Origin of the sequence: Sphingomonas sp. CFBP 13728 (assembly GCF_014841895.1) — a bacterium.
Lineage (GTDB): Bacteria > Pseudomonadota > Alphaproteobacteria > Sphingomonadales > Sphingomonadaceae > Sphingomonas.
This window is the reverse complement of the sequence record NZ_JACYUS010000001.1, coordinates 1,066,601-1,081,760: the sequence shown is the minus strand read 5'-3', so window position 1 is coordinate 1,081,760 and position 15,160 is coordinate 1,066,601. Positions and strand designations below refer to the sequence as shown.

The 15,160-nt window shown below is 66.8% G+C and carries 14 protein-coding genes; 13 read left to right on the top strand and 1 reads right to left on the bottom strand.

The window, feature by feature from the left end:
* Positions 1–60 precede the first annotated feature (60 nt).
* Entirely contained in the window at positions 61–231 is a 171-nt protein-coding gene (locus IFT67_RS04785; RefSeq protein ID WP_181321065.1) for a hypothetical protein, read from the bottom strand.
* A gap of 188 nt (positions 232–419) precedes the next feature.
* On the opposite strand from IFT67_RS04785, the gene IFT67_RS04780 reads away from it, so the two are divergent.
* The 13 genes from IFT67_RS04780 to murC all read left to right on the top strand — a co-directional run bounded on the left by IFT67_RS04780 (position 420) and on the right by murC (position 15,148).
* Complete coding sequence (locus tag IFT67_RS04780) at positions 420–1,388, top strand: cysteine synthase A (RefSeq protein WP_192145216.1); 969 nt, start codon at positions 420–422, stop codon at positions 1,386–1,388.
* A 59-nt stretch (positions 1,389–1,447) separates the two neighbouring features.
* Positions 1,448–1,717: a hypothetical protein gene (locus IFT67_RS04775; protein ID WP_244647161.1), complete on the top strand. Its 270-nt coding sequence runs from the start codon at positions 1,448–1,450 to the stop codon at positions 1,715–1,717.
* Positions 1,718–2,070: 353 nt separating this feature from the next.
* A complete protein-coding gene (locus IFT67_RS04770) occupies positions 2,071–2,598 on the top strand; it encodes a division/cell wall cluster transcriptional repressor MraZ (RefSeq protein ID WP_342450559.1) in 528 nt (175 codons plus the stop codon).
* Positions 2,595–3,545: a 16S rRNA (cytosine(1402)-N(4))-methyltransferase RsmH gene (rsmH, locus tag IFT67_RS04765; protein WP_192145215.1), complete on the top strand. Its 951-nt coding sequence runs from the start codon at positions 2,595–2,597 to the stop codon at positions 3,543–3,545. Before IFT67_RS04770 ends, rsmH begins: the two co-directional genes overlap by 4 nt.
* Entirely contained in the window at positions 3,542–4,231 is a 690-nt protein-coding gene (locus tag IFT67_RS04760) for a hypothetical protein (protein ID WP_192145214.1), read from the top strand. The genes rsmH and IFT67_RS04760 overlap by 4 nt, the downstream gene beginning before the upstream one ends.
* On the top strand, positions 4,228–5,946 hold the full coding sequence (locus tag IFT67_RS04755; protein ID WP_192145213.1) for a penicillin-binding transpeptidase domain-containing protein: 1,719 nt from the start codon (positions 4,228–4,230) through the stop codon (positions 5,944–5,946). Before IFT67_RS04760 ends, IFT67_RS04755 begins: the two co-directional genes overlap by 4 nt.
* Positions 5,947–5,956: 10 nt before the next feature.
* Complete coding sequence (locus IFT67_RS04750; protein ID WP_192145212.1) at positions 5,957–7,372, top strand: UDP-N-acetylmuramoyl-L-alanyl-D-glutamate--2,6-diaminopimelate ligase; 1,416 nt, start codon at positions 5,957–5,959, stop codon at positions 7,370–7,372.
* Between the two features lie 133 nt (positions 7,373–7,505).
* Entirely contained in the window at positions 7,506–8,897 is a 1,392-nt protein-coding gene (locus IFT67_RS04745) for a UDP-N-acetylmuramoyl-tripeptide--D-alanyl-D-alanine ligase (RefSeq protein WP_192145211.1), read from the top strand.
* On the top strand, positions 8,898–9,968 hold the full coding sequence (mraY, locus tag IFT67_RS04740) for a phospho-N-acetylmuramoyl-pentapeptide-transferase (protein ID WP_056051331.1): 1,071 nt from the start codon (positions 8,898–8,900) through the stop codon (positions 9,966–9,968).
* Positions 9,965–11,341 carry a UDP-N-acetylmuramoyl-L-alanine--D-glutamate ligase gene (gene murD / locus IFT67_RS04735; RefSeq protein ID WP_192145210.1) on the top strand — a complete coding sequence of 459 codons (1,377 nt, stop codon included), beginning with the start codon at positions 9,965–9,967 and terminating at the stop codon, positions 11,339–11,341. Before mraY ends, murD begins: the two co-directional genes overlap by 4 nt.
* Positions 11,342–11,412: 71 nt before the next feature.
* A complete protein-coding gene (locus tag IFT67_RS04730; protein WP_060526809.1) occupies positions 11,413–12,594 on the top strand; it encodes an FtsW/RodA/SpoVE family cell cycle protein in 1,182 nt (393 codons plus the stop codon).
* Positions 12,591–13,733 (top strand): undecaprenyldiphospho-muramoylpentapeptide beta-N-acetylglucosaminyltransferase, encoded by a 1,143-nt coding sequence (gene murG / locus IFT67_RS04725; protein ID WP_056486645.1) that lies wholly within the window; start codon positions 12,591–12,593, stop codon positions 13,731–13,733. The genes IFT67_RS04730 and murG overlap by 4 nt, the downstream gene beginning before the upstream one ends.
* Positions 13,730–15,148, top strand: coding sequence for a UDP-N-acetylmuramate--L-alanine ligase (gene murC / locus IFT67_RS04720; RefSeq protein WP_192145209.1), 1,419 nt, complete (start codon positions 13,730–13,732; stop codon positions 15,146–15,148). The genes murG and murC overlap by 4 nt, the downstream gene beginning before the upstream one ends.
* Positions 15,149–15,160: the final 12 nt, after the last annotated feature.

Below are 15,160 nucleotides of genomic sequence, written 5' to 3'. Positions count from 1 at the left end.
GATCCTCATGGGCCGGGACGCCGTCTGCCGCCGTTCCGATATCCGCTGCCGGTGCGTATCTCACTCGCGGCCCGGGCTATTGCGATCCATCAGCCCGCCCTGCGGATAGAGCCGGGCCTCGACCAGCGCGAGCGGCGTCGCGATGTGCGCCGCGATCAGCGTGTCCCCAGCGGCTTCCATGACGTCCGAAGCCTCCTTCAGGAGGGCCTGGGCACGCAGATAGTTTTTCACGATATCCTTCTCCTGCTTCCGAGTCGGTCGGCTAACATAGATCATATCATCTATATTTCCGGGACGCGGTGCAATGGGATGCCGCCGCGGAGTTTTCGGTCGTGGTAATGCCCGTGAGGGCACACCGATTTAACGGCGCAAACTTTCGCTCGCTTGCTCCTGGGGGAGTGCCGCGCCACATAGCGGGCATGCACACGATACCTGATACGCTCGCCCTCATCGGCAATACTCCGCTCGTCCGCTTGAAGGGGCCGAGCGATGCGACCGGCTGCGATATCTTCGGCAAGTGCGAATATGCGAACCCCGGTGCATCGGTGAAGGACCGCGCGGCGCTGTTCATCGTCGAGGATGCGGAGCAGCGCGGGTTGCTCCAGCCGGGCGGGACGATCGTCGAGGGCACCGCGGGCAATACCGGGATCGGCCTCGCGCTGGTCGCCAACGCCAAGGGCTACAAGACGATCATCGTCATGCCCGAGACGCAAAGTCGCGAGAAGATGGACACGCTGCGCGCGCTCGGTGCCGAACTGGTGCTGGTGCCGGCCGCGGCATTCTCGTCGCCATGCCATTTTGTCCACACGTCGCGGCGGATCGCCGAGGAGACACCCGGCGCGATCTGGGCGAACCAGTTCGACAACACCGCCAATCGCCGTGCGCATATCGTCGGAACCGCCGAGGAGATCTGGTCGCAGATGGGCGGGCGGATCGACGGCTTCACCTGCGCGGCGGGAACCGGCGGCACGATCGCGGGGGTCGGGCTGGGGCTCAAGGCGAAGGACGAGAGCGTCTGCATCGCACTCAGCGATCCACACGGTGCTGCGCTGTATAATTACTACGCGCACGGCGAGTTGAAGGCGGAAGGATCTTCGGTCGCCGAGGGGATCGGGCAGGGGCGTATCACCGCCAATCTGGAGGGTGCACCGATCGATACGCAGTTCCGGATTTCGGATCAGGAAGGCTATGCCTGGGTCCGGCGACTGCTCGACGAGGAGGGGCTCTGTCTCGGGCTGTCGTCCGGGATCAACGTCGCCGGTGCAGTGGCGCTGGCCAAGCACCTGGGGCCCGGCAAGCGGATCGCGACCATCCTGTGCGACACCGGATTCCGCTATCTTTCGACGCTGTACGATCCCGAATGGCGCCAGGCGAAGGGTCTGGCTTGAGCGGTCCGGTTCCCGAGAATCGACAGAAGCGCGGCAGTCGGGTATCGAGGTGGGGCAAGATGAAGTTACCGCACGAACCTTCCCAGACGATGCAGCGCATCAAGGTCGGCATGATCGGCCTCGCCGCGGTCGTGCTGCTGATCGGGCTTGCGAGCGCGATCATCGGTTCGACCAATCGCGAACGGCCGGTCGCGACCGCGGGTACCGCGCAAGCCGACGTGGTGGCGAACATGGGCGTTTCGAACGTCATCGAAGCCGCCGGTGCGGGTGAACCGCTAGCGGAGATGGGCGTGGCGCCGAGCGCCAACGCGCAGGCACCCGCACAGTAATCACCAGCGCAACGCTGCAATTCTCGCTCGCCTCCCTTCAGGGAGGGGTGAGCGTCGTGCTCCATCCAAGTGTGCCGAGCCTCAGCTTCGGCCGGCGGCGGGACGAGCGCTTCTCGTAGCCCATCCCCGAAATTCCCCAGCACTGATGACCGCTCGCTGCCGGTCACATCCAATTCGCCCGCAAATCCCCCCGATCTGAGCGTCGAAACCGGCGTCAAATCCGTCCAATCCCCAAAAATCCCGTTGCGTCCCCGAAGCGCTATGGTAGATGGAGGTTAATACAGGGGCAATTTCACCGTTCGCTGAAAGCGCGGCCGGAGCGCGACGAGGGTCGTGTTTCGAAACGGTGAAGCGTGTGCGTCATTTCGAAGGGTTTTGGCGTGTCGGTGCGGGGTCGCTATCAAGGAGACGGTATCGGCCTTGTCGACGACAAGGGCCGGGTAGCCATCCCCTCGGCACTCCGCACCACGCTCTCGGCAAATGCGCCCAAGGCGAACGGCAAGGACGGCGGGACCATCATCATCGGCGCGCATCAGAAAAATCGCTGCCTGGTCGCGTATGATCCCGGTTACGTCGACATCCTCGCCGAGCGTCTCGATCGCCGCGAATCCGAGAACACGTCCGAGAACGGCGAGTATGACTACAACATCAAGCGCGCCGCCGCATCCGGCGAAGCGGTGCCGTTCGACGGCTCCGGTCGCTTCATCATGCCCGCGTTCCCGCGCTTCTATGCGGGCATCAAGGGCCACGCGTTCTTCTACGGCGTGCTCGATTATATCGAGATCTGGGACCCCGCGACGCTGATCGCCACCGACGGTATGCCCCCCGTCGTCAAGGAGATGGCGCGCTTCTACATGGCCGAGAAGGGGGTTCAGCTGTGAGTTCTCCCGACGCTCCGCACATCCCCGTTCTGCTCGACGAAGTCCTCGCTGCGCTTTCCCCTGAGCCCGGCGAGACGATGGTCGACGGCACGTTCGGCGCGGGCGGCTATACGCTGGCGTTGCTCAAGTCGGGCGCGCGGATCGTCGCGTTCGACCGCGATCCAGACGCGATCGCCAATGGTCGCGCGATGGAAGACGCCGAAGAAGGCCTGACGCTGATCGCCGCGGACTTCTCGGCGATGGCGTCCGAACTGGAATCGCGTGGCCTCGCACCGGTCGATGGCGTGACGCTCGATATCGGCGTGTCGTCGATGCAGCTCGACCAAGCCGAGCGCGGTTTCTCGTTCCAGTCGGACGGACCGCTCGACATGCGGATGGCGCAGGCCGGCATGTCGGCGGCGGACTTCGTCAACGAGGCGGACGAGAACGAGATCGCCGACGTGCTGTATCAATATGGCGACGAGCCCAAGTCGCGGCGTGTCGCGCGCGCGATCGTCGCGGCGCGCCCGCTGACTCGGACCGGCGAGCTGGCGCACATCGTCCGCCGCGCGCTCGGCTACAAGGCACACGACAAGAAGGACCCCGCGACCCGGGCGTTCCAGGCGATCCGCATCCATGTGAACCGTGAGCTTGGCGAACTCGCTGACGGGTTGCTGGCGGCCGAACGCGTGCTGAAGCCCGGTGGCCGGCTCGCGATCGTGACGTTCCACAGCCTCGAGGACCGGATGGTGAAGCGCTTTCTGCGCACGCGGTCCGGTGGGTCGCCTTCAGGTTCGCGTCATCTTCCGCAGGTGAAAGCCGTTGCGGAACCTAGTTTTTCTCATGTCGGCCGCGGTGTTCGCGCCGGCGAGGCCGAGATCGCACGCAACCCGCGCGCGCGCTCGGCGACATTACGGACGGCGCGGCGGACCTCCGCGCAACCTTGGACGGAAGAGGTGACGACATGACGGCGGCGTATCGGATGAAGGGTGTGGGCTGGTTCGGGGGCTGCGTGGCCGTCGTGCTCGGTTTCTACCTCGTGTCGCTGCAGGTCGCCGCCGAGCGCAAGAAGCTGGAGGCGGTCAATGGTCAGATCCGCTCCGCGCAGCGCGACATCCGCGCGCTGGAAACTGAGTTCGACACGCGCGGCAATCTGGCGCAGCTCGAGCGCTGGAATGGCGACACGCTGGCACTGTCGGCGCCGACCGCGGGCCAGTTCGTCGTGAGCGAGGCCGCGCTCGCGGCGCTCGACGTCAACAGCCTGCGCGCGGACGGAGTCCAGACCGCCGCGCTGCTCGTGCCGTCGGGGGCGGGGTCCGTCGTCTCCACGTCGATCGTGCCGGTTACCGCTGCTCCTGCCGTGGTGAAGCTTGCTCCGGTGCAGATGGCGCAGGTTAGCGCACCGCGCGCGATGAATGTCGCGATCCAGGCCGCGTCGAAGACCGCGCTCAAGCCGGTCGTGATCCGCGCGTCGGTATCGACGCCGCGGTCCGCCGAAGCAGCGCTCGCCCGCGCCGCCAAGACTGAACGCCTCGCCGCTGTCGCCAAGGTCCGGCCGCAGGCGGTCGCGATGCTCGACCGGAAGCTGCTGTCAGACACGACGCTGGGTGACATCATGAGCGGCGCCCGCTCCGAGAGCCGTAAGCGGCGGTGACCGCCTTGGTCGCCCGGCCCGTATCGCAGCAACGTAGCGCCAACCAGCGTCATGCACTGGTGGCGACGGCGCACACGCGCCTGATGATGCTGATGTTCCTGTTCGGAGCAGCGGTGCTGGTGGTGGTCGGGCGGCTCGGGATGCTGGCGGTGCAGGCGTCGCTCGCCGATCCGCAGGCGCGCTCGGCGGCGATCGCGGCGCGTGGCGACATCGTCGATCGCAATGGCGCGCCGCTCGCGCGGACGATCGATGCCTGGACGATCGCGGTGCACCCGAAGAAGCTGATCGGCGATCCGACCGAGATCGCCAGCAAGCTCGCCGCGCTGATGCCCGAGGCGGGTGACCAGGCGCATTATTATGCGCTGCTGACGTCGGGCAAGAGCTTCATCTATCTCCAGCGGCGCGCGTCGCCGGCGCTGGTCGAGCAGGTCAACGCGATCGGCGAACCCGCGATCGTGTTCGACCGCGATACGCAGCGGCTGTATCCCCAGTCGACGATGGCGGCGCATGCGCTCGGCTTCCTGTCGACCGCGGGCCACGGCATGAGCGGGATGGAGCGCGTGCTCGACGAGCGGCTGACCAACCCGGCGCTGAACGGCACGCCGGTCGCGCTGTCGCTCGACAACCGCGTCCAGGCGGCGATGGAGAGCGAACTCGGCCGCGCGATGACCACGTTTTCCGCGCGAGGGGCTGGCGGTATCGTCCTCGACGTGGCGACCGGCGAGGTGATCGCGATGGTCTCGCTGCCGACCTTCAACCCCAACCGCGTCGGAATGTCGGGCAGCGAACAGCTTCGCAACATCACGACGCAGAGCGTGTTCGAGCTCGGCTCGACGTTCAAGCCGATCACGATGGCGACGGCGATGGATACCGGCGTGGTGACGTCGTTCGCGCGGCGCTTCGATGCGACGCATCCGCTCCAGGTCGGGCGCTTCACGATCCATGACGAGCGCGGCGATCCGAAGCGCTGGCTGAACATGGCCGAGACGCTGATCTATTCGTCCAACATCGCCACCGCACGTGTTGCCGACGAGGTCGGGCCCGCGAAGATGCAGGCGATGTTCAAGAAATTGGGCTTCGATACCAAGCCCGATATCGAACTGCGCGAGAAAGGCCGTCCGTTGTGGCCGAAATACTGGGCGCGGACGACGACGATGACCACCGCCTATGGCCACGGCATCGCGGTGACTCCGCTGCATCTGGCGAGCGCGTATGCGGCGCTGGTCAATGGCGGGATCTGGCGGCCGGCGACGTTGCTGAAGGTCGTGCCGGGGCATGCGGTTGCCGGTCGTCGCGTCATCAGCGAGCAGACCAGTGCGCGAATGCGGCAGATGCTGCGGCTGATCGTGCAGCGCGGCACGGGCCGCAAGGGCGATGCGCCGGGCTATCGCGTCGGCGGCAAGACCGGGACGGCCGAGGCCGCGGTCTCTGGTGGCTACGATCATTCGCGCAACGTGGCGACCTTTGCCGCGGCCTTCCCGATGGATGCACCGCGCTATGTCGTCTTGGCGATGCTCGATTCGCCGCTCGGGACGAAGGAAACCGCCGGGTGGAAGACTGCGGCGTGGAACACGGCGCCGGTGGTCGGCCGGACGATCTCGCGCGTCGGCGCGATCCTGGGCGTGGTGCCCGACGCACACCGCGACATCGACGAGTCTGACATCTTGCCGACTTTATGGCAGGACCCGTCGCGTACACAGCCGACCGGGCAATGAGGACTATTGCATGAAACTCGCAGCGCTGACCGACGGGACGGAAGAGGCGCAGGTGACGGGGTTCGCGATCGATCACCGCAAGGTCGCGCCGGGCACGGTGTTCGGCGCGTTCGAAGGCGCGCGCGTCAACGGTGAGGATTTCATCGAGGACGCGATCCGCTCCGGCGCGATCGCGGTGGTCGCACGGCCGGGGCTGACGGTCGAGGGCGCCACCTACATCGCCGACGACAACCCCCGCGAGCGGTTCGCGCAACTGGCCGCGAAGTTCTTCGCGCCGTTTCCCGAGACGTCGGTGGCGATTACCGGGACCAACGGGAAGACGTCGTGCGTCGAGATGACCCGCCAGCTCTGGCGGATGGCGGGGTTTCATGCGGCTTCGATCGGCACGCTGGGCGTCACGACCGCCGACGAGCGTGTGACGACCGGGCTGACGACGCCCGACGTGGTGACGTTCCTGTCGAACGTCGCTGGTCTCGCACGTGAAGGCGTCACGCATCTGGCGTTCGAGGCATCGAGCCACGGGCTGACGCAGTACCGCACGGAGGGGCTGAAGGTGGCTGCCGCGGCGTTCACCAACTTGAGCCGCGATCATCTCGACTATCACGGCGACATGGCGGCGTACTTCACCGCCAAGATCCGGTTGTTCTCCGAGGTGCTGTCGACGGACGGTGCGGCGGTGGTGTGGGCGGATGATCCGCAATCGGCGCGGGTGATCGACCTGGCACGCGAACGCGGCAACCGGCTGGTGACGGTCGGAACGCAGGGCGAGACGCTGCGGCTCGTCGGCCGCGATCCGACTTTGCTCGGGCAGGGGCTGACGATCGAGGCGGAGGGGCAGACGTACAAGGTGACCCTGCCCTTGATCGGCGCATACCAGGCGGCGAATGCGCTGGTATCTGCTGGGCTGGTGATTGCGACCGGTGGCGATGTGGCCGGGACGATCGCGAACCTCGCGCGGTTGCAACCGGTCCGCGGGCGGCTGGAGCGGGCGGTGATCGCGAAGTCGGGTGCGCCGGTGTACGTGGATTACGCGCACACCCCCGACGCTCTCGAAGCCGCAATCGCCGCGCTCAAGCCTCATGCTGGCGGCAAGCTGATCGTGGTGTTCGGGGCAGGCGGCGACCGCGACACCGGCAAGCGCGAGACCATGGGCCAAGTCGCGGTGCAACACGCCGACCGCGTTATCGTGACCGACGACAACCCGCGGACCGAGGACGCGAGGGCTATCCGGTGCGATGTGCTGAAGGGCGCGCGGGGGGCTGAGGAAATCGGCGACCGGCGCGCGGCAATTGGAGCTGCTGTGCGGGAGGCTGGGCCCGAGGATATCGTGCTGATCGCGGGGAAGGGGCATGAGCAGGGGCAGATCGTTGGCGACATGGTCCTGCCGTTCGACGACGTGACCGTCGCGCGGGAGTGCGCGGCGTGAGGGCGACTATCTTCTTCCCCCCTCCCGCTAGCGGGAGGGGCCGGGGGTGGGCTCGCGGGTTCGGCAAGCGCTGCGCTCCGTTGATGGCGCGCGCCCACCCCCCGACCCCCTCCCGCTTGCGGGAGGGGGGGCAGTGAGTCTGTGGACTTCGACCGAGATCGCAGCGGCTACCGGTGGTGTGGCGTCTGGTGACTTCGCCGTCAGTGGCGTCGCGTTCGACTCGCGGGAGGTTGGCCCCGGCGACCTCTTTATTGCGATGAAGGGTGAGGCCAGCGACGGGCACCTGTTCCTCGACCAAGCCTTCGCACAAGGCGCGGCGGGGGCGATCGTGTCCGAACCTTGCGAGCACCCGCACGTTCTCGTCGCCGACAGTTTCGCTGCGCTGAACGCGCTTGGGCGGGCGAGCCGCGCGCGTACCTCCGCCAAGATCATCGGGGTCACCGGCTCCGTGGGCAAGACCAGCGCCAAGGAGGCGCTGTTCGCCTGCCTCGACCGCGCATCTCCCGGCGAGGTGCATCGCTCGGTCAAGAGCTACAACAACCACACCGGTGTCCCGCTCAGCCTCGCCCGCATGCCCCGCGACGCGAAGTTCGGCGTGTTCGAGATGGGGATGAACCACGCCGGCGAACTCGCCGAGCTGACCCAGCTCGTGCGGCCGCACATCGCGATGATTACTGCGATCGCGCCTGCGCATACCGCGTTCTTTCCTGCTGAAAGCGCGATCGCCGATGCCAAGGGGGAGATCTTTGCCGGGCTCGAACCGGACGGGACCGCGATCGTGCCCTACGACAGCCCGCACCGCGATCGGCTGCTCGGCCATGCCGCGCCGCACGCCGATCATATTGTGACGTTCGGCAGCGAGAAGGGCGCCGATGTCCGCGCGATCGAGGCGATGCGGCTGCCGACTGGCGGGACGTTCGTCACTGCGCGGATGGGGCAGGGGGCCGAGCACGAACTGAGCTTCACGATCGCGCAGCCGGGCGCGCATTGGGTGTCTAATGCGCTGGGCGTGCTTGCATGCGTGCAGGCGGCCGGGGGCGATCTCGGGCTGGCTGGACTCGCGCTGGCCGAACTTGGTGGGCTACAAGGCCGTGGTGCGCGGTCGCTGGTGACCGTCGGCGAAGGCCAGGCGCTGGTGATCGACGAGAGCTACAACGCCAACCCTGCATCGATGCGCGCGACGCTAAGCGTCCTCGGCCACGAACCCGGCCGCCACGTCGCGGTACTCGGCGAGATGCGCGAACTGGGCGAGGGCTCGGACGACTATCACGCGGCTCTGGCCGAGCCCATTCTCGCCGCGCGCGTCGAAATGGCGCTGCTCGTCGGTGAAGCGATGGCGCCGTTAGCGCAGGTGCTTGAGGGACAGATCGAAACCGTCCATGTGGGCGACGCTGCGGCCGCGCTCGCGTCGTTACGGACGATCCTGGCGCCCGGCGATGTCGTGCTCGTCAAGGGATCGAACGGGGTGGGCCTCGCGCGCGTCGTAGCGGGTCTCCAGGCTGGCCTCAAAGGCGGGATTAACTGAATGTTGTACTGGCTCGCCGAGCATCTGGGGTTTCCCGGCCTGCTGAACCTCATCCGCTATCAGACGGTGCGGACCGGGGGCGCGGTCGCGACCGCCTTGATCATCGGCCTGATCATCGGGCCGAAGTTCATCGGCTGGTTGCGCGTGCGGCAGGGCAAGGGCCAGCCGATCCGCGCGGACGGCCCGCAGTCGCATCTGTCGAAGCGCGGCACGCCGACGATGGGCGGGCTGATGATCCTGACCTCGATGTGCCTCGCGATCTTCCTGTGGATGGACCTGAGCAATCCGTATGTGTGGGCGTGCCTGTTCGTGACGCTCGGCTTCGGCACGATCGGGTTCCTCGACGACTATGACAAGGTCCGCAAGGCGAGCACCGCGGGGATCAGCGGGCGCACGCGGTTGCTGCTCGAGTTCATCATCGCCGGTGTCGCCGCGACGATCATCATGTCGCAGAACGGTCCGCATCTGTATCTGCCGTTCACGTCGCGCATGTATCTGGATCTGGGCTGGTTCTTCCCGGTGTTCGCGGCGTTCACGATCGTGTCGTTCGGTAATGCGGTGAACCTCACGGATGGGCTCGACGGGCTGGCGACGATGCCGGTGATCATCGCCAGCGTCGCGTTCATGGTGATCGTGTACTTGGTCGGGAACGTTAAGTTCGCCGATTACCTCGGTATTCCGCACGTACCTCGCGCGGGTGAATTGGCGATATTCTGCGGGGCGATCGTCGGCGCGGGGCTCGCGTTCCTGTGGTTCAATGCGCCGCCCGCCGCGGTGTTCATGGGCGATACCGGTTCGCTGGCCTTGGGCGGCGCGCTAGGGACGATCGCGGTCGTCGCGCATCACGAGATCGTGCTGGGGATCATTGGCGGGCTGTTCGTGATCGAGGCGCTGTCGGTGATCATCCAGGTGTTCTTCTACAAGCGCACCGGCAAGCGCGTGTTCCGGATGGCGCCGATCCACCATCATTTCGAGCAGCTTGGCTGGGCCGAGGCGACGGTGGTGATCCGCTTCTGGATCATTGCGTTGGTGCTGGCGCTGGTCGGCCTTTCGACGTTGAAGCTGCGGTGATTGTTGCCGAGGCTTGGCGCGGGAAACGCTATGCGGTGCTGGGGTTGGCGCGGTCTGGGGCTGCGACTGTGCGGGCGTTGGTGGCTGGCGGGGCGAGCGTTGTCGCGTGGGATTCCGACGAGGCGAAGCGTGATGTCTTCACTCCCTCTCCCCTCCGGGGAGAGGGGCGGGGTGAGGGGCAGCCCAGCAGTGTTGCGTCTGGAACAGCCCCTCACCCAACCCTCTCCCCGGAGGGGAGAGGGCTTTTAGAAGTCGCGCCGCTTGACGATCTCTCGGGTTTCGATGCGCTCGTGGTGTCGCCGGGGGTGCCGTTGAACACGCACCCGCTCGCCGCCGCGGCGCGCGTGGCCGATGTGCCAGTCATCGGCGACATCGAACTCTTCGCACAGGCCCGCGCAGACTTCCCCCCGCACAAGGTCGTCGGCATTACCGGCACCAACGGCAAGTCCACCACCACCGCGCTCGTCCACCACATCCTCGAGACCGCCGGCATCCCCACGCTGATGGGTGGCAATATCGGCCTGCCGATCCTCGAACAGGAAGAGCTCCCCGAGGGGGGCGTCTATGTGCTCGAACTGTCGAGCTACCAGATCGACCTGACGCAGACGCTCGATTGCGACGTCGCGGTGTTGCTCAATATCACGCCGGATCATCTCGACCGGTACGATGGCTTCGAAGGCTATGCGGCCTCGAAGGCGCGGCTGTTCGCGATGCAGTCGGCCGAGCATGACGCGGTTATCGGCATCGGCGACGCGCCGTCCGCCGAGATCGCGCGCGGGCTGTCGGCGAAGGGCGAGCACCTCACCAAGATTGCACCCGGCGTGTGCATGGATCAGAGCAGCTGGCCGACGCTCCAGGGCCCGCACAACGCCCAGAACGCACTCGCCGCTATCGCCGTGGTCAAGGCGCTGGGCGTGAGCGAGGTCGATATCGACCGTGGCCTCACGAGTTTCACCGGCCTGCCCCACCGTATGGAGCAGATCGCCTCATATGGCGGCGTTGCCTATGTCGACGACAGCAAGGCGACCAATCCCGAGAGCACTGCGCCGGCTTTGGCTGCGTTCGACCGGGTTCACTGGATCGTCGGTGGGCGCGCGAAGGGCGACGACCTCGACGCCTGCAAGCCCGCCTTCGGTCACGTCGTCCACGCCTACACGATCGGCGAGGCTGGCCCGAAGTTCGCCGAGATTTTGAAAGATTCTATGCCCGTCGATAACGTCGGCACGCTCGACGCCGCCGTCCGCACTGCCGCCGCAAACGCCAAGCCGGGCGACACTGTTTTGTTATCCCCAGCCTGTGCTAGCTTCGACCAGTTTCGCGATTACGAAGCACGCGGGGCCGCGTTCCGCGCGGCGGTGGAGTCGCTGGCATGACCGATATCCGCGCTGGAAGGATCGACGTTAGGGGCGATATGGGCACACCGAAGACCAGCATCGTCGCCAAGATGAAGCGGCGCGGCGGGCGGGGCGATCAGTCGCCACTCGGCACGTGGTTCTGGGATATCGACCGGATGCTGCTGCTGCTGACGCTGTTCCTGATTGCGATCGGGCTGATCGCGGTCGCCGCCGCGTCGCCGGCGAGCGCGGTCCGCTATTCGGGCGAGCACCACAAGATCGCGCCGCTTTATTACTTTTGGCGGCAGCTGATGTGGGTCGGCGTGTCGCTCCCCGTGTTGTTCGGCGTGTCGATGATGCCCGTGTCGATGGCGCGACGGATGGCGATCGGCGGGTGCGCGCTGTTCGTGCTGATGCTGATGGTGACTCCGTTCATCGGGGTCGAGGCGAACGGTGCACGCCGCTGGCTCGGCGTCGGGTTCGCGCAGTTCCAGCCTTCGGAGTTCCTGAAGCCGCTGTTCATCGTCACCGTCGCGTGGCTGTTGTCGCTGCGTGCGAAGGATGCCGAGCTGCCGACCGTGCTGATCACCGGCGCGATGACTGCGGGCGTCGCGGTGCTGCTGATGCTGCAACCCGATTTCGGCCAGACGATCATCTTCTGCTCGGTGTGGATGGCGCTGCTGATGATCGCGGGGACGCCGGCCAAGGTGATGCTCGGCCTTGTTGCGATGGCGCCGGCGGGGCTGATTGCTGCCTATGTATTCTACGGCGTGGCGCGGTCGCGGATCGATGCGTTCCTATTTCCGGGTGTCGAGGGCGAGGGCGCAGGCGACCATTTCCAGACGAATGCCGCACATAACACGCTGACCGCGGGTGGCTGGACCGGGACCGGGCCGGGCGCAGGCGCGGCGAAGTTCGGGCTGCCCGAGGCGCATACCGACTATATCTTCTCGGTGATCGGCGAGGAATTCGGCCTGATCGCGTGCTCGGTGATCGCGGTGATCTTCCTGGCGATCGTCGTCCGCGTGTTCGTCAAGTTGCTGGACGAGCAGGACGAATTCAAGCTGCTGGCCTCCGCGGGGCTCGCGACTCAGTTCGGCGCGCAGGCGTTGGTCAGCATGGCGGTGAACACGGGGCTCGCGCCGTCGAAGGGTATGACGCTGCCGTTCATCAGCTATGGCGGGTCGTCGATGATCGCGTTGTCGGTCGGCATGGGGTTGCTGCTGGCGTTTACCCGGCGCAATCCGTTTCTCACGCGGAGCCCCTATGTCGTCCGCTGGAGTGGTGAATGAGTAAGCATTACGTCCTCGCAGCCGGTGGGACCGGGGGACACATGGTTCCGGCAGCGGCGCTCGCGGCCGAACTGACGAAGCGCGGCCACCGCGTCGCGCTGGTCAGCGACGCGCGCGGCGTGCGCTTTCCGGGGCTGTTCGAGGATATCCAGACGCATGTCCTGCCGGCTGGGCGCTTTACCGGCGGGCCGCTTGGTTGGGCGAGAGCGACGCGGGAGATGTGGCGCGGGCGGGCGATGGCGCGCGAGCTGTACCGGACGTTCAAGCCTGCCGCGGTGATCGGCTTTGGTGGCTATCCTGCGTTGCCGGCGTTGCTGGCGGCGTTCGCGGACAAGATCCCGACTGCGGTGCATGAGCAGAACGCGGTGCTGGGGCGCGTGAACCGGTTCGTCGCGGGGCGCGTGGACGCGATCGCGACCTCGTCCGAACCGACCGAGCGCCTCGCGCCCAAGCTGCTGGGCAAGGCGCATCTGGTCGGCAACCCGGTGCGCGAGGCGGTGCTGGCGCTGCGCTCGCGGCCCTATCCGTTGCTGGAGGAGGACGGGATCTTCCGCGTGCTCGTGACCGGCGGCAGCCAGGGGGCGAGCATCCTGTCTCAGGTCGTGCCTGACGGACTGGCGATGCTGCCGGTGACGTTCCGGCGGCGGTTGCAGGTGACTCACCAAGCGCGGATCGAGGATATCGACGCGGTGCGCGCCAAGTATGCCGAGCATCATATTCCGGCCGAGCTGGCGACGTATCTGCCCGATATGCCCGAGCAACTGGCCTGGGCGCATCTGGTGATCGCGCGCGCGGGCGCTTCGACGATTTCGGAACTGACCGCGGCGGGGCGTCCGGCAATCCTGGTGCCGCTGCCGGGTGCGACCGACGATCACCAGACCGTGAACGCGCGCGAGATCACGCGGGCGGGCGGCGCGCGGACGATCGCGCAGGGAGACTTTACCGCCGTGGAACTGGCCAAGCAGATGCAAAAACTCGGGCTCGATCCGGCGGCGTTGCAGAATGCGGCGGGGCGTGCGCGCAGTTGCGGGCGACCGAATGCGGCGAGCGATCTGGCCGATCTGGTCGAGAGCCTCGATGCGCCATTGTCGCGGATTCCGGTCGGTGCGCCCTCCAAGCCCAAGGCGCAGTTCGCATGAAGGGCGTCGCAACGGATATCGGCACGATCCATTTCGTCGGCATCGGCGGGATCGGCATGTCGGGCATCGCCGAGGTGATGAAGAATCTCGGCTACCGCGTGCAGGGCTCGGACGTGGCCGAGGGCTATGTCGTGCAGGGGTTGCGCGACAAGGGCATTCCGGTGGCGATCGGCCATGCCGCGTCGAACATCGGCGATGCGGCCGTGGTGGTCGTGTCGACCGCGATCGTGCGCTCGAACCCCGAGGTCGAGGCGGCGCTGAACGCGCGCGTGCCGGTGGTGCGGCGGGCGGAGATGCTCGCCGAGTTGATGCGGCTGAAGTCGACCGTCGCGGTCGCCGGCACGCATGGGAAGACCACGACGACGTCGATGGTGGCGGCGTTGCTCGACGCGGGCGGGGTCGATCCGACGGTCATCAATGGCGGGATCATCAACTCGTACGGTTCGAACGCGCGGCTGGGCGCGAGCGACTGGATGGTCGTGGAGGCGGACGAGAGCGACGGCAGCTTCCTGCGGCTCGACGGGACGATCGCGGTGGTTACCAACATCGATCCCGAGCATCTCGATCATTACGGCTCGTTCGAGGCTGTGAAGGATGCGTTCGTCGAGTTCGTCGAGAACGTGCCGTTTTATGGTGCGGCGCTGCTGTGCCTCGATCATCCGGAGGTGCAGGGGATCCTGCCGCGGGTGCGTGATCGGCGGGTCGTGACGTACGGTTTCTCGGCGCAGGCGGACGTGCGCGGCGTGGAGGTCACGCCGATCCCGGGCGGCAACCGCTTCGATTGCGTGGTGCGCGAACGGGATGGCGCGACGCGGACGATCGTGGGAATCGAGATGCCGATGCCGGGGCGGCACAACGTCCAGAATGCGCTGGCGGCGATTGGGGTGGCGCTGGAGCTCGGGATTGCGGATGCGACGATCCAGCAGGGGTTCGCCAAGTTCGGCGGGGTGAAGCGGCGGTTTACCAAGGTCGGCGAAGTGGCGGGCGTGACGATCATCGATGATTACGGGCATCACCCGGTCGAGATTCGCGCCGTGCTGGCGGCGGCACGTGAGGGCGTGAAGGGTCGCGTGATCGCGGTCGTGCAGCCGCATCGGTATTCCCGACTTGGTAATCTGATGGAGGATTTCCAGACTGCGTTCAACGACGCGGATCGCGTGCTGGTGACGCCGGTCTATGCTGCGGGCGAGGCGCCTGTGGAGGGCGTCGATGCGGCGGCTCTGGTCGAGGGGTTGAGGCGGCGCGGGCACCGGTTCGCGGGTGTGGTTGCTGACGCTGACGCGCTGGCGGTGGAACTAGCGGCGACGATCGAGGCTGACGACATGGTTGTTTGTCTGGGGGCTGGCGACATCACGAAATGGGCGGCCGGGCTGGCGGATGCGATCGCCGCCGAGCGCGCGAAGGTGCTGGCGTGAGTGGCGCGTCGC